We start from the raw sequence: 17,514 nt of genomic DNA, 5'->3' as shown, positions 1-17,514 counted from the left end.
CGGCGCTGTCGCTTGCGCCGTTTTCCGCTACTTGACCACCCTTACCTGGACCACCGCGACATCCGGCGCGTTCCGGAACCAGCACAGGATGTCCTCCACCGCCCTTTCCACCTGCAGCCGCTCGGGGGATCCTACCGGGAGAGCATTTCCCTTCCCCCTTAATTCCCGATACTTCTTTGCCTTCTCTTCCGCGACCCTGGACAGATGAGCCTCGACCTGCCGCCCGTTCTTCTCCGCGGAGAGGAGCAGGCGGTTTTCGTTGGCGTCGACGACCTCGATGGCTTTGTTGCCGGCCGTCGTCCCCGCCGCGATCTGTACGCCGTCGATGGAGCAGTTGTTGGCGAAGTACTTGGCCTTCAGCTTCCCTTCGCCCCCAGCGGCTTTAAGGGCGGTCTTCGCCGCCAAGCCGAGCCTCGCCCCCATGAGGGCACCGGCGCAGGCATGGCCGTGAAACCTTTCCAGCGTCTCGAAGATGGCGCCGTTGCCGCTACCTGCCGGGGCGACCCGCTCCAGCGCGGCGGCGCCAGAGGGAAGCAACATCGTCAAGATAACCAAGATCCCATTCCTGAAATTACCTGCGACTACCATCTCTGCTCCTTCCTTGCGTACTCCACCACGCTTTCCACGTGAATCGCCGTCGTGTTCAGAAAAGGTATCCCGAACTCGTCCTTCAGCAGTATCAACGGCAGCTCAGTGCAACCGAGGATGACGGCATCTATATGCTCCTGCTCCTTCATGCGCCCGATCACCGCCAGGAGGTCGTCTCGGGTCTCGTCCTTGAAGACCCCCAGTTCGATCTCGGTCATCAGCTTCTCCTGGATGTACTGCTGGTCGAAAGGCTCCGGGACCACGACAGAGATGCCGGCGGCCGAGAACGGCGCCGCGAAAAAGTTCTCCTCCATGGTGAACTTCGTTCCCAAGAGGCCTACCCGCTTCACCCCCAGCTCCTTCGCCTTTTCCAGGGTCGCGGTGACGATGCTGAGAAGCGGGATGGGGGATTTCGCCTGGACCTCGTCGAAGACCACGTGCGGGGTGTTGGCCGAGATGAAGGCGAAATCGGCCCCGGCTTTCTGCAAGGCCTTCACCTTCGCCGTAAGGAGGTAGATGAGGTTACTCCACTCGCGCCGGGCCGCGAGGTCCAGCACCTCCTGAAGGCTCACGCTGTAGATGATGATCTCCGGGGTATCGAGGGTTCCGGCCCCTCGCGAGGCCTCGATGATCCGCTTGTAGTAATCGAGCGTAGCTTCCGGGCCCAGGCCGCCAATCATGCCGATGGTTTTCATGTTACCCCGTCCCCTTTCTTGGTTTTTGTCGGTTTCTTAAAACCTTCCCTCACCCCCGCCCCAACTCTCCCCTCTACTGGAGAGCGATCCTCCCCGCCAGCTTGGTCAGGCGGCGGTGGGACTTCTGGTTCTGCACCGCCATGGCGAGCGCCTTTTGCTCGCCGATCACCACCACGAGCTTCTTGCCGCGGGTGACGGCGGTGTACAGGAGGTTTCGCTCCAGCATGGTGTAGTGCTGCATGGCAAGCGGGATCACCACGGCGGTGTACTCCGACCCCTGGCTCTTGTGGATGCTGGTGGCGTAGGCGAGGCTCACCTCGTCCAGTTCGGCAAATGCATATTCCACCAGCCGGTCATCGAAGTCCACGGTGAGGGCGCTTTCTTCGGAGCGGATCTCGACTATGCGTCCGATGTCCCCGTTGAAGACCTCCTTCTCGTAGTTGTTCACCGTCTGGATCACCTTGTCCCCGGGGGCGTAGCTGGTGCCGAAGCGCTCCACCTTGGGCTCGGCCCTGCCGTTCAGCACCCCCTGCAACTCGGCGTTGAGGGACCTGGTCCCGAGCCCCCCGCGGTTCATCGGCGTAAGCACCTGGACCTCGCGCACCGGGTCGAAGCCGAAGCGCTTGGGTATCCGCTCCCTGATCACCTGCAGGAGCTTGTCGTGGATATCCTCGGGCGTCGCCGCCGGGATGAAGTAGAAGTCGGCAAGCTCCTTCCCCTCGTCCTTCAGCGGCAGCTCACCCCGGTTGATGCGGTGAGCGTTGACGATGATTCTGGAGCCAGCGGCCTGCCGGAAGATCTCGGTGAGCCGCACCGTCGGAACCGCGCCGGACTCGATGATGTCGGACAGGACGCTTCCCGGCCCCACCGACGGGAGTTGGTCCACATCCCCCACGATGATGAGGCCGGCATGATCGGGAATGGCGGGGAGAAGCTTGTTCATCAGCACCACGTCGACCATGGACGCCTCGTCCATGACCAGGAGGTCGGTGTGAAGCGGGTTCTCCTTGCAGCGCTTGAAGCCGAAGGTCTGCGGGTCGAACTCCAAGAGCCGATGGATGGTTTTGGCCTCCATCCCGGTCGACTCGGCGAGGCGCTTGGCTGCCCTCCCCGTCGGCGCGCAGAGGGTGACCCTAAGCGGCCTTCTGCCGATGACACCCAGGATGCTGTTGACCAGCGTGGTCTTACCCACCCCCGGTCCGCCGGTCACCACGACCACCTTGCTCTTGAGCGCAAGCCGAATGGCGTCGCGCTGCGAGGCGGAAAGGGTGATTCCTTTCTCGCTCTCCACCCAGGGGATCGCCTCTTCGGCTACGATACCGCCCCAGGGGGGCGTGCCGGCGCGAAGACGGCAGATCCCGGAGGCAACGCCTACCTCGGCCTTATAGAGCGGCGCGAGGAATACACAGGGGGAGCCGGAGATCTGGTCGGCGACCAGGTTTTCCTCGCCTATTTCCGCTTCGATGGCGGACTCTATTACCGGTTGAGGGATCTCCAGCAAAGTAGCTGCGCTCTCGGCCAGCTCCGCCCGCAGGCTGGCGCAGTGGCCGCCGGCCGACATCTCCTGCAGCACGTGCCGCACCCCCGCCTGGGCCCGGATCATGGAGTCGGGCGCTATCCCCAGCTTGGCAGCCAGGAGGTCGGCGGTCTTGAAACCTATGCCATGGATCTCCAGGGCCAGCCGGTACGGGTTCTCGGTGACCTTGAAGATCGCCTCGTTGCCGTAGCTCTTGTAGATCCTCACGGCGCGGGCTGTCCCAAGGCCATTGGACTGCAGGAACACCATGATGTCCCGGATCGCCTTCTGCTCCACCCAGGCGCCGGCGACCGATTCCATCCGCTTGCGTCCGATCCCCGGGAGTTCCAGAAGCCTCTCCGGGTGGTTCTCGATGACGTCGAACACCGCCGCGCCGAACGATTTCACCAGCACCTTGGCGAAGTGGGCTCCGATGCCGTGCACCATCCCGCTTCCCAGGTACTTCTCGATCCCTTCCAGCGTGGTGGGGGGAACCACCTTGATGTGCCCGGCCTTGAACTGCATGCCGTGGGTCCGGTCGTTGTGCCAGGAGCCGGTGCACTCAAGGTATTCCCCAGGCGTCACCGAGGCCGCGGCGCCGGTCACCGTCACCAGGTCGCGCTGCCCGGCAACCTTCACCCGCAGCACGCAGAACCCGGTCTCCTCGCTGTGGAAGGTGACGCGCTCCAGCGAGCCTGAGAGCCTGTCGACATTTTCTGTTGGGGGTGTCTCTTTCATGGCAGGCTCGATCGCAGGGTCAGGCAGAGGCGAAGGGGCCACATGGCCCGTTCAGCCGCAGGCAACACTGGTGATGTGGCAGCTTTTTACGGAATCAGCGGGATTGCAGCCCCGAGGAGAAAGGAAGCTCGAAGGTCTGTCCGCCGCGCGACAGCCTGACCTTGGTCTCCTTGATCTCGACCACCCGGGCGCCGGCGATTTCGGCCCCCTCACCCACCAGGACGCCGTTCAGTACCGCGCGGCGCATGCGCCTTTCGTCCTGGTAGGCGATCCCCGAGATGACGATGTCCGGCGCACCCGACTGTACCGCGGCGGTTTCCCGCGGGGAGCCCCCCTCACCCTCTGCCGCGGCGGAGCGATATGAAGAGGCCCGTGACGACTTCGATCTGGCCTGGCTGGCTGCTCCCTCCCCCTGCACAGAGGGGACTCCCGCAGTGACCGCGGCGGCCGGCTGCGGTGCCGGCACGGCTATGGGAGCGGCCGGCGCTACGGCAGGTGCCGCAGGCAAAGGAGCGGCGGGAAGAGGGGCTGCGACCGGCTCCTCCTTGGGCGTCTCGTTCCGGTTCCCCTTCAAAAGCACCCCCGCGCCTATGCCGAGGCAAAGAAGCGCCGCGCCGACGAGCAGCACGGGATAGCGGGCCGGTTCCTTGGGCTGGTTAGCCTGGTGGTAGCGGAGCACCTCCGGGCGCAGGTCGTTGGCCGCGCCGCGCCGGCTCCTGCGCTCCTGTTCCATTTTTCTCAAGGCATCGAGGATCAGACTCATCTAGATTCGCCCCTGGTTGTGGGTCAAGGTTTGCAGCCCCGGCGGGAAAAAACCTCCGGCGCGCCGATACAGCATCATCAGGGTCTGCCCCCCCAGCTTCCCGTCCGCGGTCAACTGCTCCCGGCGCTGGAATTCGGCGACAGCCGCCTGGGTCTTGTCGCTGAGTTCTCCGTTAACGGCGCCGTCGTAGCAGCCGACCTGTTTCAAGAGCCCCTGCAAAAGCCTCACCCCGGCCGCCTTCTCACTAGCTTTGCCGCGCGAGGAGATGCCGTGGAAATCCTTCCAGAGCAAGGTGGCGCCGCCGCTCCAGATCTGCGCGAGCTCGGCTCGGGTGAGCCTCTCTTTTCCCGCCACGGCCGGCGCCACGCCGACCTCGTCACGGTCAACCATCAAGAGGGCGATGAGCCTCTCGCCTCCCCCCGGCACGGCTACATGGAGCAGCGCCGGGGCGTCCAGGCGCGCCAGCGTGTCGAGGTTCCCGGTCACTTTCGTCGCCGTCATCCCGCGCTGGCGGGCAAGTCCGCGCAGCGTCGCCGGCTGTCCCGGGGTGGCAACAGCCGCCGGGGCCTGCCAGGCCGCCAGCACCGCGTTGACAGAGGCGAGCAGATTCAGCTGTTCGGAGGAGGCCGCAAGAGCTGCGAGCGCCGCTTGGCGCGACAGTGCGGGAGGGGGGTGCAAGGCGGCAGGTTTGTGGCGTAGCAGCGACCCTGAAAATATCGAGAAGGCGGCGATCGCCAGGATGCAGAGCGCCACCCCGGCAGACAGGGCCTTCATCGGTACGGCACGCCGCCTGCGGGGAAGCGACCTGCGCAGATCGGCTATGGCAAGAGCCGCCATTTCGGTTGAAACCTCCTTGCACTCCTTGGTGTAGGCGAGCAACAGGGCACGGTCGCAGACCCCGTTGATGAGGCGCGGCAAACCGCCGGAGAAGCTGAAGATCTTCTTGAACGCCCCCTGCGCGAAGGTAAGGGGTTCCCGCCCGTCGGCGGCGAACCTGATCCGGTGCCGGACATAGGCGCAGGTATCGTCGAAAGACATGGGTTTGAGGTGATAGCGCACCGTGATGCGCTGGTCCAGCTGCCTCAGTTCCTCCCGCGACAGGAGCGCGTTCAGTTCCGGCTGCCCCACCAGCACGATCTGGATCAGCTTGTCGCTGTCGGTCTCCAGGTTGGAGATGAGCCGGACCTGCTCCAGCACCTCGACCGAGAGGTTCTGCGCCTCGTCGATCACCAGCACCACGGTGCGGCCGGCGCGGTTCTCCTCCAGCAGGTAGGCGTTCAGGGTGGTGTGCAGCTCGCGCATGTCGTGGCTCACGCAGTCGAGCCCGAACTCCGAGTTCACCTCCTGCAAAAGCCCCAGTGGCGAAAGCGTCGGGTTGAAGATGAGCGCGGTGCGGTGGGTCTCCGGGTCGAGCTGGTTCAAGAGCGTGCGCACGATGGTCGTCTTGCCGGTACCCACCTCGCCCGAGAGCTCGATGAAACCGGCCCGGCTCTCGATGGCGAAGAGCAGGTGCGCGAACGCCTCCTGGTGCGGAGAACTTAGGAACAGGAACGAGGGGTTGGGGGTAAGCGCGAAAGGCGCCTCTTTGAAGCCGAAAGATTCCCAGTACATATATCCCCATAGGCCCCGGCGAGGGGGGGAAAAGGATTCGGGTGGAAAAACGAGCCATTAGTCTATAGGTATTTAGGGCAGGAGTGTCAAGCAAATTACTGCTTGGAAATGAAGAAGCATTCATCCCAAGAGCTACTTGTATCCGACGGCGAAGTCCATGACGCACATGTTCCGGTACAAAGGGTGCGGTCCGCAGGCGGCGCCCGCCGTGCCGAAGGAGCGCTCGAAGATGTTCTTGCGGTGTCCGCGGCCGGATACGCCGTCGTCTATGATCAGCTCCATCACCATCCGGCGCGCCGTATCGGGACCGTAGCCGATGTTCTCGGCGATGCTCCCCTGCCAGGTGCCGAAGCGCTCGATGCGCTGCTTCAGGTCGCCGCTTGCGCCGTCATGCCCCGTTGTGCCGGTGGCAGCCTGTTCCCGGACCAATTCGCCGGCCGCCTTAGCGAGCCCCGGCGACCAGGAAAGCGCGGACACGGGACGCTGCCTGGAAAGAAAGGCTATCGCCTCGTCGACGGCGGCCACCCCTTCGTTGGTCATCACCAGGTTCATCGAACCGGGGAGCCGGTACCCCTTCCCGATGAAGTTCCCCCTCATCTCCTTGAGGTAGCCGGCATAGCGGGCGGGATCGGTGCGGGCGACGTTGGTCTCGGCCAGGAGCTCGCGAGCCATCTCCCCGCGCGAGGCCTGCGCGGCCGTCGCCGACAACAGCAACAAGATCCAGATCCTCAGCAGAGTTTTCATGATTTTTTCCCCTCAAGCATTGCCAGCCTCGTTTCGAACACCTTCATGGCGTCGGCCAGCGTCGCCTCGATATCGTCTCCGTACACCGTGAAGTAGAGGTAGTCCCCCGAGTAGTGATGCCAGTTGAGATCCTCTACCAGGAGCGGCTCCAGGTAGCGCTCCATCTTCTCGTAGGGGTAAAACGGGTCGCCGTTGGGCCAGGTCCGCCGAAGCTTTTGCGCCTGTCCCTCGGTCAGGGGAATCCGGTAACGCACCGAAACCACTTCAGCGTTCATCTGAACCTACCTCCTTGTGGGTGCCGGGAAAAAACCCGGGGGAAAGCATATAGGGAGAAGCGCGCGTTGACAACGTCGCAATGCACGTGAATCGGGCCGAAGGAGCGAAAACAGCAATAAGGTAAAGCGGCGCGGGCCGCATGTCTGCACAGGTGCGACTGAAAAAGAGATGAAGGAAAGATAATTAACGGAGCAGACTTGCTTTTTCACGCAGGTCGGCTTTATTTTTATCATGTCAATCCACCAACAACTTATAGGTGAGCATATGCGCCTTTCACTTTATTTAGAACACGGTGAGCAGTTTTCACGGGCAGCCCTGAAACTGCCGGTACGCACTCCCATAGACATAGAGTCGAGCCTTCTCAATTGTTTCATCGAGGTGCTGCCGGTAGCTTCATCACACTACGTGGGGCCGGACCACCTGCCAGGGATTGAGTTTCCTCATCCAGAGATACGGGTGGTCTTTCAGCTGAAAGAGCATCCGCAGGTTGCAGCGATCTACTCCATCGATGTCTTTGTCACCGATGCGACGCTGAGTCTGGTGAGCCATGCCCAAGGTCACACCCACGTCGATATCAACCGCAGGTCCGCGCACATCGAGCGGCTGATCTCGAATAAGCAAAACGGGCTATTGGAGTTGATCGGCTGCAGTCACACCCTGCTGATCGACAGGCTGTCGCAGGCCTTCCTGGATCTGCGCGGCGCCTACCTCAACGCGCTCAACGAAGAGGGGTGCCTCCCCGTCCCGCACCACCATTAAAAAGAAGGCCCCGGGGGCGCTCCCCGGGGCCCCTTTCCGGTTTTTCTCCGCATGTTTCTTTGCCCCCCCAAAGCCTGTCTCTGCTTTAGTTTCGGTTTTCACAAAAGTTTGTTTTTCTCCGATTTTCTCAGTGGCTAAAGATTTGGTTGTTTTGTTTTCTCCAGATTCGCTTTTCTCAGATCTCCTCAGACGTTCTCCTTGTTAATGGTTTGGGGTTTATGGTTTCGACTTTAAGATGCAGCCCCTTCACCTCCACCACCCGCACCTTCTCCCCCTTCCGGATTCTCTCGCCGCTCACCGCGTTCCAGTACTCGCCGCGCACCAGCACCCTTCCCTCCGGGTCGATGTCGCTGTCCGCCACCCCCTCCTCTCCGAGCATCCCCTCCACCCCGGTGATCGGTTTTTCCCGGTGCGCCTGCACCACCTTGGCGACCACGACGATGAAGAACCCGGCGGTTAAGAGCACCGTGGCGATGATGACGCTCCAGGAAAGGCGCAGGTACGGCTCCGGTGACGGAAAGAGCATGAGCGAGCCGAGCACCATGGAGACGATCCCACCGACCGCGAGCATCCCGTAGGAAACCACCTTGATCTCGGCGATGAATAGGACGATGCCGAGCAGTATCAGGGCGATCCCCGCGTAGTTCACCGGCAGGGTCTGCAAGGCGAAGAACGATAGCAGCAAAGAGATCCCGCCGATCACCCCAGGGAGGATCACCCCGGGGTTGGAGAGCTCGAAAAAGAGCCCCAGCATCCCCAGGAGCATCAGCATATAGGCGACGTCCGGGTTGCTGATGGCGTCCAGAATCTTGTCGCGGGTCCCCATCTCGTAGCTGGTCACCCTGGCTCCGGAAAGATGCAGCACCTCTTCATTCCCCCCGCGGAGCACCTTGCGCCCTTCCAGCTTGGCCAGAAGCTCCTGCCGGTCGGCGGCGACCAGGTCGATCACCCTTTGCTGCAGCGCCGCCTCCGAGGTAAGCGAGATGCTGTCGCGCACCATGCGCCTGGCGAGTTCCACGTTGCGTCCGCGCTTTTTGGCGATGCCGTCGACATACGCCTCGGCGTCGTTGACGATCTTCGACTCCATCACCTTGTCCGGCTTTTCACCGCCAAGCCCCACCGGATGCGCGGCGCCGATGTTGGTCCCCGGGGCCATGGCCAGGACGTCCGCCGACAGCCCTATCACCGCCCCTGCCGAAGCGGCCCGGGCCCCGGACGGGGTGACGTAGACCGCGACCGGGACGGGGCTTGCGAAGATGGCCTGCACCGCGTCGCGCATCGCCGTATCCAGCCCCCCCGGTGTGTCCAGCTCGACCAAGAGGAGCCGGTCCCCGCGCTTTCCCGCCGCCTCCAGGCTCTGCTTCAGATAGCTTGAGGTGACCGGGTTGATCGGGCCGCGCACCGAGATGACCGCGACCTGCGGTTGCTCGCCGAAAAGCCGCATCGGCAGCACCAGCCCCAGAACCAGCAACGCCAGCAAGAAGAGTCTCTTCACGGAACCTCCTAACCTACCCTTCCTCCCCCTCGGAAACTGCGTCGGCTCACCCGTACCCGGGAGCGATCAGGGCGCCGCCAAGGGAGATGCGTGCTGGTCCGGGTAAAGCTTGGCGATCTGGAGGAAGGAGTCCAGGCAGCATTCCAGCAGCACCTCGACCAGTTCCGGGTCGAACTGTTTGCCCGCCTCTTCCTTTATGGTGTCAAGGACCTCGTCGCAGTCCCAGGCGTCTTTGTAGCACCTGCTGCTGGTTAGCGCGTCGAAGACGTCGGCTATGGCGACGATCCTGCCGAAGAGCGGGATCTCCTCCCCCCGCTTGCCGCGCGCTCCCCCCTGCTCCGCCTCGAACCCGGGCAAGGGTTGGCGGGTGCGCGGATCGATGTGCCCGGGGTACCCCTTGCCGTCCCACCTCTCGTGGTGGTTCATGATCACAACCGCCGCCGACTCGTCGAAGTCGGAATAGATGTCGCTGAAAAGGTCGGCGCCGTAGACGGTGTGCTGCTTCATGGTTTCGAACTCTTCGGGGGTGAAGCGACCGGGTTTCTTCAGGATGGTGTCCGAGATGGCGACCTTCCCCACGTCGTGCAGCATGGCCGCCATGCGCAGCACGTCGCGGTTCTTGTCGATCTCCTGCTGCGGCAGCCCGTTTCTCGCGGCCCACGCCTCGTAAAGCTCCACGGCGTAGGAGGCCACCCGGTTCACGTGCGGGCCGGTCTCCTTCGGGTCGCGCATCTCGGCCATCCGGTTCATCCGCAGGATGATCTCGCGGGTCATCTTGGCGCGCTCCACCGCATTGGCCGCGGCATTGGAGAAGTAGGTGATGATATCGTCGTTATTGTCGGTGAAAGGGACCACGCTCCCGCAGGCGTCCATGGCGTTGATCAGCTGCAGCACGCCGATCACGTCGCCCCGGTGGTTCTTGAGAGGGACGGTGAGCATGGAGCGGGTACGGTAGCCGGTCATCTCGTCGTAGCGGCTGTTGAAAGAAAAGGGGTAGACCGGATCGATGCAGGAGACGTCCGGGATATTGAGGATGGAGCCGTTCAGGGAGACATAGCCGGCTATCGAACTGCTGCTGATGGGAACGGTGAAGGTCGCATAGGGGAGTTTGCGCCCCACCGGCAACCGGCGCTGCATGGTGTCGTTCTGGGCGTAACTGAACTTGAGCAGGTCACCTTCCTTCACATAGATGGAACCTGCGTCACAATTGGTGAAGCGGCGCGCCTCTGTCAGTATCTTCTCCAGAAGCAGGTCGATATCCTTGATCTGCGACATCTCCAGACCGAGATGCAGTGCCTTGATCAGCTTGCTGTCTGGTCCACTCATAGTCTCAGCCCTCTTCAAAGAGTAAAACCCGCTCAAAGCTCGCGGTATTGTTCCATTAAAGAGGGTTTTTTGCAACAGCTAAGGAAGTAAATGAGCGTTGCCGCCTACTGTTCCTGCTTAAGGTTCTCCCGGGGCGGGGGGGGCGAATTCCTTAGGAGCGCCACGTACTCCACGATCTCGTCAAGCTGCTCTCCCGTTATCAGTTCCTTCGGGAAGGCGGGCATCGCACCGGCTCCCGCCCGGACCTGCGCCTTGATCATGAACCCGGGCAACGGCTTATTGTTGAGGGCAAACCCGAGCCCCTTCTTCCCTCCGGGGTGGCACTCGTTGCAATTGCCCATGAAGGCGCGCTCCCCCCGGGCCACCCTGGCGTTGTCGATCTTCAAGGGTTCCGAGATAGGTTCCCCGCGCCTGGCGGAGCACCCGGCGCAAAGCGCCAGCGAAAGAGCGACTACCATTACAATGCGCATTTTTACCCCCTATTTTTGTTCTTCCCGCGTGATGCGCCACAAGACGCCGGTATTTTTCATAGCCCCGTGGCTACTGCCTCTATGCGATACCCCGACGGCAGGGCGCTGTCTTCGGGGTTCAGCGCCCGGACCCCGTCCTCAGGCAGCACGGTGAACTTCCCGCCGCCTGACGTGGGGCGCATCTCGTAACAGCCGCACAAGGCGGATCCCAGCAACGGGTACCCAATTTTAATTAGCTTGAGCATGGGTTATTTCTTATTGGTATTTTTTAATCGTGCAAGTATAAAAAGGTGAACCTGTCCTGTCAAGCGAATCGATACGTTTGACGGCCCTAGCCCGCTTTGTATAATTGGCAAATTCTAACCTAAGGAGGTTCAACGTGAGCTTTAATCCTTTCAAGGAGCGCGGCATCGCCGCCGACAAGCAGCTGAGGAACTGGCAGGAGTTGAACGTCAAGCCCTACGACAAGAACGAGGCGCATCCCTACACGAAGGCCCGCATTATCCTCATGAACGGAGTGGAGGTCGAGGGGGCCATCTTCTCGCACCAGTTCGCCCGCAACTGCAACGACCCGGAACTAAAGAAGCAGTTAGCCCTCAGCCGCAGGGTCGAACAGCAGCAGCAAAAAACCATCAACTGGCTTTCCCCGGGGGACGAGTCGCCGCTTGAGACCACCATCGGCTATGAGCAGGTGGCGGTCGATCTCACCGCCTTTCTCGCCGCAAACGTCCCCGATCAGTACGTGAAGCAGGTCTTCGATTTCGGGCTTCTGGAGGACTTCGACCACCTGTACCGCTATGCCAACCTCCTGGAGATGACGCAGGGGGTGAAGGCGGAAAAGCTGGTCGGGAAGCTGACCGAGATCACCCCGGGGCGCCCCACCGTCAAGGAGCACCGCCACCCCTTCGACGACGTCAGGAAACCGATGAACCGGATGGCCGCCGACCCGCTCACCAAGCTCTACACGCTCACCCTTTTGGCCGGCGAGCAGCAGACCATGAACTTCTACATGAACATCGGCAACACGCTGCAGGACCAGGTCGGGCGGGGGTTGTACCAGGAGATCGCCATGATCGAGGAGCAGCACGTCACCCAGTACGAGTCGCTGCTCGACCCGCAGACCCCGTGGATCGAGAACGCGCTCCTGCACGAGTACAACGAGTGCTGGCTCTACTGGTCCTTTCTGCAGGAAGAGACCGACCGCCACGTGAAACCGATCTGGGAACTGCACCTGGGCATGGAGCTCACTCACCTCCAGAACCTGGGCAAAATCGCCGGCAAGATGGGGGTAAACGTGGATCAGGTGCTGCCGCAGACCTTCCCCGCGCCGCTGCAGTTCAAGTCCCAGGTGAACTACGTCAGGGAGATCCTGGCCACCCAGATCGACTACAACGCCTTCGAAACCGAGATCGGCCCGCCGGACCAACTCCCGGAAAACCGGCGCTACGTCGAGTGCCAGGACCTGCTCAACGTAAAGGGTGCCCCGAGCGAAGAGGTGATCAAGATGAACCAGCGCAAGAATGGGCTGGATTACCGCCTGGAGCTGGCGGGGCAGCACCCCGTCAAGGAGCTGCGTCAGAAGAAATAGCGGATCCCGCCCCTACCCTACCCTTCCGGAACGCATGAGCTACTCCCGTCGATAGGATGCTCCCGCCGGGTGTGCACCGAAGAAGAAATCCGACCGCCTCCGCACCAACGGAGGCGGTTTTTTGTCTGTTTTCCCAGTCAGTACGGCCACTTATATTTTTTTCACCAGAGGGTGAAAAAATAGTTTGACATTTAATCGATTCGGAATTAGTTTAATATCAATCGATAACACATCGAATGTGTAGCAGGAGAAACCCCATGGCAAAGAAAAAGAATTCATATCGCGCGCTCAATACCTACACCAAGCTGATGCGGGCTTCCGAGTCGGTAACCAGCAGGGTGGGTCGGAAGATGTCCGAGGCGGGGCTGACCATCAGCCAGTTCGGAGTCCTCGAGGCGCTGCTCCACAAGGGGGCGATGTGCCAGCGCGACGTGGCCGCGAAGATCCTCAAGAGCACCGGGAACATCACGCTGGTAATCGACAACCTTGAAAAGCAGGAGCTGGTCAGGCGAGAGCGCAGCCTGGAAGACCGGCGTTATTACACCGTCGTCCTCACCGACAAGGGACGGGCGCTTATAGAGGTCGTTTTCGCCGAAGTCGAGGCTGCCATCGTGTCGGAGATGGGCGTCCTCACGGAACAGGAACAGGAAACGCTGGGAGAGTTGTGCAAGAAACTTGGAATAAGGGAGGGACAGGGATAACAGAGAGCGCCTTTTTTTTGAGAAAACAGCTTAACATTAAAACACATAACTTAAAACCATCTAACAATAACCTATAAAAAGGAGTACACCATGAAAAAGATCATCGCAGCCATAGCAGCCATAGCAGCACTGGCCCTTCCCGTTGTCGCCTCTGCCTCTACCTGGAATATCGACCCCGACCACTCCAACGTCGGTTTCAAGGTGCGCCACCTGATGGTCTCCAACGTCAAGGGGAGCTTTGAGAAGCACCGCGGCGTTCTGGAGCTAAACGACAAGGACATAACCAAGTCCAAGGTTTCCGTCACCATCGATACCGCATCGGTCAACACCAATGTCGCCAAGCGCGATGAGCACTTGAGGAGCGCCGACTTCTTCGACGCCGCCAAGTACCCGACCATGACCTTCACCTCGAAAAAGGTGGCCAAGGCCGGCAAAGGCAAACTCAAGGTGACCGGCGACCTGACGCTGCACGGCGTGACCAAGGAAGTGGTACTGAACGTTGAAGGGCCGGCCAAAGAGAGCAAGGACCCCTGGGGCAACCTGAGAAGCGGCGTGGTCGCGAGCACCAAGATCAACCGCAAGGACTTCGGCCTGGTCTACAACGCGGCTCTTGAGACCGGCGGCGTCGCAGTAGGCGAAGACGTCGACATCAACCTTGAAATCGAGATGATCAAAGCGAAGTAACTTGCTGACCGGCCGTAAATAAAAAAGGAATCCCCATCGCTGCAGCTGATGGGGATTCCTTTTTTTGCGCTCGCTGTCGCGGTCCTGGAAGCTTTTCTGGAGCCTCGCCACCTGCAGGACAAAACGCGCATGCTCCTCCCGATGGTGCGCAGGGAGCTTTTCACCAGTGGCCGATCAAGCGCACCTGGCGGCCCGAAGCGGAAATCCAGAATTGACCGCTCAGAAGCTCACCGGCAACGGAACCGGTACCGGCCCCGAGAGCGTCGGCCAAAAGATCAGCCCAGCTGAAGTGGTACCCTGAAAACTCGTCCACGCACTCGATGATGAAACCCGGCACCAGAGCAACGCCCGAGGACACCGCCATTCTCTCGTCCGGGCCCATTGGTGTCGCGGTGTGATATGCGACACTGTCGGCAATAAGCCCTAAGGCAGAACTCCCCGCGAAATGAGATACCTTGTCGGACTCAATTGCGAAAGAAGGCTTGGCAACAAGTATCAGCACGAGCAAGAATACCGTTCTCATAGTGACCTCCCTGAATGCTTGTCTGCTATAAGCATTCTTCCTGACTCACCGCGCAACTCTAATGATACCGGAATTTTCCTGGATAACAGAGGGGTGAGCAGCACCCCCCTCTCGCTCCGCAGGGAAAAGAGCCCCACTTGCGCCCCCTGCGGCACCAGTTGGACAACCCGGTACGACAAGGATTCGAGGATGCAAAAGGCCGCACAAGCTTTCGCTAAAATGACAAAAGGGCTACCCGTGATCGGATAACCCTTTGAAATCATTTATGGTGCGAGAGAGGGGACTTGAACCCCTATTCCGTGAGGAGCCAGATCCTAAGACCAGTGGGTCATGATGCTGCATATGTATATACTTGTTTTTACATGGATTATGTTTTTACAGTTGTACGTTTTTTATGCAGAAAAGACAGTTTTTTGGCTATGTTATTTGCAATTGTCATAATTTTGTCATAAGGACAATCGCAATTTTCCCTTGGCACAACAAAATAGGGGCGACGTAGCTACCCGTCCTCCACTCTTTTTGTTCTTTTCGGCCGGTCATGAATTCACCGTAATTTAGAGACGGCAGCTCTTTGCTAGAAAAACGGGATTAGCGGGATTACCGGCAGAATCCCGAGTATCGCGGGAACGATAAAATAGCGGCGACGACGATCATGTCCTCTCTCCTCAATCATGATTATCAGTTGTCCCGGCTATATTTAATGCCCCACAACCTATCCGATAAAGTCAGGTTTTTACCTTTTTTTCAATAGTTTACACACATTATATACCTATTAATTGACAACCTACCACTTGTGCTGCATAACAACATCATTAATAGCCAAGGGAGTGCTTAAATTTGGATAAGAGCGAGGAGAAAAATAAAGGCGGGCAGGAGCAGCTCGAGCTGGTGCCTGAGACACCGCCGGCAAAAAAATCTCCGGGCAGGCCTAAAAAAAACCCTGCTGGTGGAGTCCGAAAACCAGGCAGGCCGGCGAAAGAGGAAGCTGTTCCCAGCGTTATCCACATTAAATTGCCCCAATCTCAATACAATGCGCTGATATATCTGCGAGATGAGCTCAGAATAGCCACAACAACTAGCGAGCTGGTGCGGACTGCGGTTGACCGGTTAATTGTGGATATGTCGAGGAAACACGGGAGCCTGGAAAAGCGGCCGGCCGGTAAAAAATTAGACGCCGTGCAGCAGAGGATAGCAGGCATCCAGCAGATGCTGCTCGAGGCGCAGATTTGGATGGGCGACAATGGTAAGTTTGTCTGTGATAAACTGGATCGTGCCGGGCGTTCCCTGCGAGATGCGGTGTATGCAACCGAAGATTGGCGCCTTTTGAATGTTTTCGATGCCGCCAGGACACTGAAATCGCTGATGGACGAACTCCCTCCCAACAATGACCTCGGCCAAAAAATCTACCAGAGGATTGAGCCAATATTTCTGGAGGCACGCCGGCTGGAGCACTTGTTGGAGCAACAACTCGAGATGGACGAAGGTCTGGATAAGGGCTTACTTCGGTGAGAACCTGGTGTCCCAGTTCAGGTTCGTTTCTTCTACACGGGACACAATCCTTCCGCAGTCCATGGACGAGAAATCCGACATCGATTATATGGTGGTGCTGAAGGAGGACGGGAGTGTGCCGCAGACTTACCTGAACCGCATCAAACGTTTTGCGGACAAATACTACAGCACATCGGAAATTAAGCAGTCGAATCCGTCAATGGTGCTGGAGTTGAACCACATCAAGTTCGACCTGGTGCCGGCAATCCAATCATGGGGTGGTTCTTATCAGATTCCGAAGGGGTCGGAAGGGTGGCAGGATACCAACCCCAATGACTATAAAAGCACCTTGACAGAAATAAACAAGAATAACTCAAGCCAGATTAAACCTACCATCCGCCTGGCTAAATACTGGAACGCCAAGAATCACTACGTTTTTGACTCGTTTGGTTTGGAGAAGTGGCTTATCGGACTTTCATACTTGAGTTGCACCAACCTGAAGGATTATCTGTTCACGGTCTTCGACAATCTCTCAATTTCAAACGATTGGGCGCAGTGGCGGAAGGACAACGTGAACCGAGCAAAGCTGATTGTCAAGAACGTGCGGGATTATGAGCGCCTTGGTATGGCGCCTACAGCAGAGAGCGAAATAAAAAAATTGATCCCGTAGAGGGTTTTGCCTTTTCCCTGACACAGACAGACAGTGAACTGTGCCAAATACACAGTTTGTCATGGGCAGCAGTGAGGGTATCTTGACATCGATGGGCGTTGTCGGCAAGACATTTGCCCCTGACTTCCGGCCGAACGATTCCGACATAGGCAACTGGAAAAGTCCTTGCAGCCTGGGCAGGAGACCAATAATGGCGCAGTGGAAAAGACTGTTCTACCTCTTCACCAAAGAGATTACATCATGGTGGTTGTTTGCTGGAGGAATTTCCATATCCTGGGGGGTTTCTCTGCTGGCAAAAAACATGACGAAGCAGTTGCTTTACGCCGGCACTACCCTGCAATTTTTCGGTATGACTCTTGTCGGAATCGGCATTTGGGAGATACTAAAAGATTTCGGAGAACGGCCGATTCTAGAGAGAATCGCGGAGTGGTTTCAACAAGTGCTTGCGGCGTTAAAGCCCAAAGAAGTGCGCAGTTGCACCACTTCTATTCCGTCGGCTACAGTGAATATAACGGCCGGCGGACTTGGAGCCCACACCAGCCCGCCACCCACCCTGGAGGAGCGTGTCACAACTCTGTATAGTGGACCCCATTTTCAGGACAATAGTTTAAGATGGCGCCTGCGATAAAAGGAGCAGGCAATGAGCGAACGGAAGCGCAAAAGTTTCACCAGCCAGTACAAGACGAAAGTGGCTCTCGAAGCGATCCGCGGCGTCAAGACGCTGAACGAAATCGCCCAGGAATTCGGTGTCCATCCGACTCAGGTGGGCGAGTGGAAACGAGAGCTCATCGCGCAGGCGCCAGGCATCTTCGAGACTAAGCGCGGCCCGAAGCCCGATGATCCGGCGGCCAGTCCGGAGCGGCTTTACTCCGAGATCGG

At 59.4% G+C, this 17,514-nt stretch carries 20 protein-coding genes; 8 read left to right on the top strand and 12 right to left on the bottom strand.

The window, feature by feature from the left end; genetic code table 11:
* Positions 1-27 precede the first annotated feature (27 nt).
* The 7 genes from K419_RS0116250 to K419_RS0116220 form a co-directional block, all read right to left on the bottom strand.
* Complete coding sequence (locus K419_RS0116250) at positions 28-555, bottom strand: formylmethanofuran dehydrogenase subunit E family protein (RefSeq protein WP_226377718.1); 528 nt, start codon at positions 553-555, stop codon at positions 28-30.
* Positions 556-581: 26 nt separating this feature from the next.
* The gene (locus K419_RS0116245; protein WP_026842510.1) at positions 582-1,283 is read right to left on the bottom strand and encodes an aspartate/glutamate racemase family protein; all 702 of its coding nucleotides are present in this window, start codon (positions 1,281-1,283) and stop codon (positions 582-584) included.
* Positions 1,284-1,356: 73 nt separating this feature from the next.
* The gene (recD2, locus tag K419_RS0116240; protein ID WP_026842509.1) at positions 1,357-3,537 is read right to left on the bottom strand and encodes an SF1B family DNA helicase RecD2; all 2,181 of its coding nucleotides are present in this window, start codon (positions 3,535-3,537) and stop codon (positions 1,357-1,359) included.
* Between the two features lie 94 nt (positions 3,538-3,631).
* Positions 3,632-4,300: a general secretion pathway protein GspB gene (locus K419_RS0116235; RefSeq protein ID WP_026842508.1), complete on the bottom strand. Its 669-nt coding sequence runs from the start codon at positions 4,298-4,300 to the stop codon at positions 3,632-3,634.
* Complete coding sequence (locus K419_RS0116230) at positions 4,301-5,911, bottom strand: AAA family ATPase (RefSeq protein WP_026842507.1); 1,611 nt, start codon at positions 5,909-5,911, stop codon at positions 4,301-4,303. It abuts the gene before it with no gap.
* A gap of 132 nt (positions 5,912-6,043) precedes the next feature.
* Positions 6,044-6,655, bottom strand: coding sequence for a CAP domain-containing protein (locus tag K419_RS0116225; protein ID WP_026842506.1), 612 nt, complete (start codon positions 6,653-6,655; stop codon positions 6,044-6,046).
* Positions 6,652-6,930, bottom strand: coding sequence for a hypothetical protein (locus K419_RS0116220; protein ID WP_026842505.1), 279 nt, complete (start codon positions 6,928-6,930; stop codon positions 6,652-6,654). The genes K419_RS0116225 and K419_RS0116220 overlap by 4 nt, the downstream gene beginning before the upstream one ends.
* A gap of 457 nt (positions 6,931-7,387) precedes the next feature.
* Between K419_RS0116220 and K419_RS24140 the strand changes: the two genes are divergently transcribed.
* On the top strand, positions 7,388-7,690 hold the full coding sequence (locus K419_RS24140; RefSeq protein WP_226377717.1) for a hypothetical protein: 303 nt from the start codon (positions 7,388-7,390) through the stop codon (positions 7,688-7,690).
* 175 nt (positions 7,691-7,865) lie between these two features.
* Here the strand turns inward: K419_RS24140 and K419_RS22200 are convergent, their stop codons facing one another.
* The 4 genes from K419_RS22200 to K419_RS0116195 form a co-directional block, all read right to left on the bottom strand.
* The gene (locus K419_RS22200; RefSeq protein WP_035497341.1) at positions 7,866-9,185 is read right to left on the bottom strand and encodes an NfeD family protein; all 1,320 of its coding nucleotides are present in this window, start codon (positions 9,183-9,185) and stop codon (positions 7,866-7,868) included.
* A 66-nt stretch (positions 9,186-9,251) separates the two neighbouring features.
* Positions 9,252-10,511 (bottom strand): GAF and HD-GYP domain-containing protein, encoded by a 1,260-nt coding sequence (locus K419_RS0116205; RefSeq protein WP_026842503.1) that lies wholly within the window; start codon positions 10,509-10,511, stop codon positions 9,252-9,254.
* A 104-nt stretch (positions 10,512-10,615) separates the two neighbouring features.
* Complete coding sequence (locus tag K419_RS22195) at positions 10,616-10,981, bottom strand: c-type cytochrome (RefSeq protein ID WP_035497340.1); 366 nt, start codon at positions 10,979-10,981, stop codon at positions 10,616-10,618.
* A gap of 56 nt (positions 10,982-11,037) precedes the next feature.
* On the bottom strand, positions 11,038-11,226 hold the full coding sequence (locus K419_RS0116195) for a hypothetical protein (protein ID WP_026842502.1): 189 nt from the start codon (positions 11,224-11,226) through the stop codon (positions 11,038-11,040).
* A gap of 134 nt (positions 11,227-11,360) precedes the next feature.
* Between K419_RS0116195 and K419_RS0116190 the strand changes: the two genes are divergently transcribed.
* The 3 genes from K419_RS0116190 to K419_RS0116180 all read left to right on the top strand — a co-directional run bounded on the left by K419_RS0116190 (position 11,361) and on the right by K419_RS0116180 (position 13,954).
* Positions 11,361-12,569, top strand: coding sequence for a hypothetical protein (locus K419_RS0116190; RefSeq protein WP_026842501.1), 1,209 nt, complete (start codon positions 11,361-11,363; stop codon positions 12,567-12,569).
* A gap of 257 nt (positions 12,570-12,826) precedes the next feature.
* On the top strand, positions 12,827-13,270 hold the full coding sequence (locus tag K419_RS0116185; protein ID WP_026842500.1) for a MarR family winged helix-turn-helix transcriptional regulator: 444 nt from the start codon (positions 12,827-12,829) through the stop codon (positions 13,268-13,270).
* Between the two features lie 90 nt (positions 13,271-13,360).
* A complete protein-coding gene (locus tag K419_RS0116180; protein ID WP_026842499.1) occupies positions 13,361-13,954 on the top strand; it encodes a YceI family protein in 594 nt (197 codons plus the stop codon).
* Between the two features lie 160 nt (positions 13,955-14,114).
* Here K419_RS0116180 and K419_RS0116175 read toward each other — a convergent pair whose 3' ends face one another.
* Positions 14,115-14,477, bottom strand: coding sequence for a hypothetical protein (locus K419_RS0116175; RefSeq protein WP_026842498.1), 363 nt, complete (start codon positions 14,475-14,477; stop codon positions 14,115-14,117).
* A gap of 837 nt (positions 14,478-15,314) precedes the next feature.
* Between K419_RS0116175 and K419_RS0116170 the strand changes: the two genes are divergently transcribed.
* The 4 genes from K419_RS0116170 to K419_RS0116155 all read left to right on the top strand — a co-directional run.
* On the top strand, positions 15,315-15,986 hold the full coding sequence (locus K419_RS0116170) for a hypothetical protein (RefSeq protein ID WP_026842497.1): 672 nt from the start codon (positions 15,315-15,317) through the stop codon (positions 15,984-15,986).
* A 7-nt stretch (positions 15,987-15,993) separates the two neighbouring features.
* Positions 15,994-16,635: an SMODS domain-containing nucleotidyltransferase gene (locus K419_RS22190; protein WP_198013122.1), complete on the top strand. Its 642-nt coding sequence runs from the start codon at positions 15,994-15,996 to the stop codon at positions 16,633-16,635.
* A 190-nt stretch (positions 16,636-16,825) separates the two neighbouring features.
* The gene (locus tag K419_RS0116160; RefSeq protein ID WP_026842496.1) at positions 16,826-17,263 is read left to right on the top strand and encodes a hypothetical protein; all 438 of its coding nucleotides are present in this window, start codon (positions 16,826-16,828) and stop codon (positions 17,261-17,263) included.
* A 12-nt stretch (positions 17,264-17,275) separates the two neighbouring features.
* Positions 17,276-17,514 (top strand): IS3 family transposase (locus tag K419_RS0116155; protein ID WP_026842530.1); only part of this gene is annotated, 239 nt, incomplete at its 3' end.

It is taken from the genome of Citrifermentans bremense R1, from assembly GCF_000426865.1.
Classification (GTDB): Bacteria; Desulfobacterota; Desulfuromonadia; order Geobacterales; family Geobacteraceae; genus Geomonas; species Geomonas bremensis.
Note: the sequence above shows the minus strand (reverse complement) of the source record. Positions and strands in the feature narration are given on the sequence as shown.

What these genes read in the sequence shown, in the direction of transcription:
- K419_RS0116245 (WP_026842510.1), bottom strand. Translation starts at nt 1,283, where the DNA reads ATGAAAACCATCGGCATGATTGGCGGCCTGGGCCCGGAAGCTACGCTC.
- recD2 (WP_026842509.1), bottom strand. Translation starts at nt 3,537, where the DNA reads ATGAAAGAGACACCCCCAACAGAAAATGTCGACAGGCTCTCAGGCTCG.
- K419_RS0116235 (WP_026842508.1), bottom strand. Translation starts at nt 4,300, where the DNA reads ATGAGTCTGATCCTCGATGCCTTGAGAAAAATGGAACAGGAGCGCAGG.
- K419_RS0116230 (WP_026842507.1), bottom strand. Translation starts at nt 5,911, where the DNA reads ATGTACTGGGAATCTTTCGGCTTCAAAGAGGCGCCTTTCGCGCTTACC.
- K419_RS0116225 (WP_026842506.1), bottom strand. Translation starts at nt 6,655, where the DNA reads ATGAAAACTCTGCTGAGGATCTGGATCTTGTTGCTGTTGTCGGCGACG.
- K419_RS0116220 (WP_026842505.1), bottom strand. Translation starts at nt 6,930, where the DNA reads ATGAACGCTGAAGTGGTTTCGGTGCGTTACCGGATTCCCCTGACCGAG.
- K419_RS0116205 (WP_026842503.1), bottom strand. Translation starts at nt 10,511, where the DNA reads ATGAGTGGACCAGACAGCAAGCTGATCAAGGCACTGCATCTCGGTCTG.
- K419_RS22195 (WP_035497340.1), bottom strand. Translation starts at nt 10,981, where the DNA reads ATGCGCATTGTAATGGTAGTCGCTCTTTCGCTGGCGCTTTGCGCCGGG.
- K419_RS0116195 (WP_026842502.1), bottom strand. Translation starts at nt 11,226, where the DNA reads ATGCTCAAGCTAATTAAAATTGGGTACCCGTTGCTGGGATCCGCCTTG.
- K419_RS0116185 (WP_026842500.1), top strand. Translation starts at nt 12,827, where the DNA reads ATGGCAAAGAAAAAGAATTCATATCGCGCGCTCAATACCTACACCAAG.
- K419_RS0116180 (WP_026842499.1), top strand. Translation starts at nt 13,361, where the DNA reads ATGAAAAAGATCATCGCAGCCATAGCAGCCATAGCAGCACTGGCCCTT.
- K419_RS0116175 (WP_026842498.1), bottom strand. Translation starts at nt 14,477, where the DNA reads ATGAGAACGGTATTCTTGCTCGTGCTGATACTTGTTGCCAAGCCTTCT.
- K419_RS0116160 (WP_026842496.1), top strand. Translation starts at nt 16,826, where the DNA reads ATGGCGCAGTGGAAAAGACTGTTCTACCTCTTCACCAAAGAGATTACA.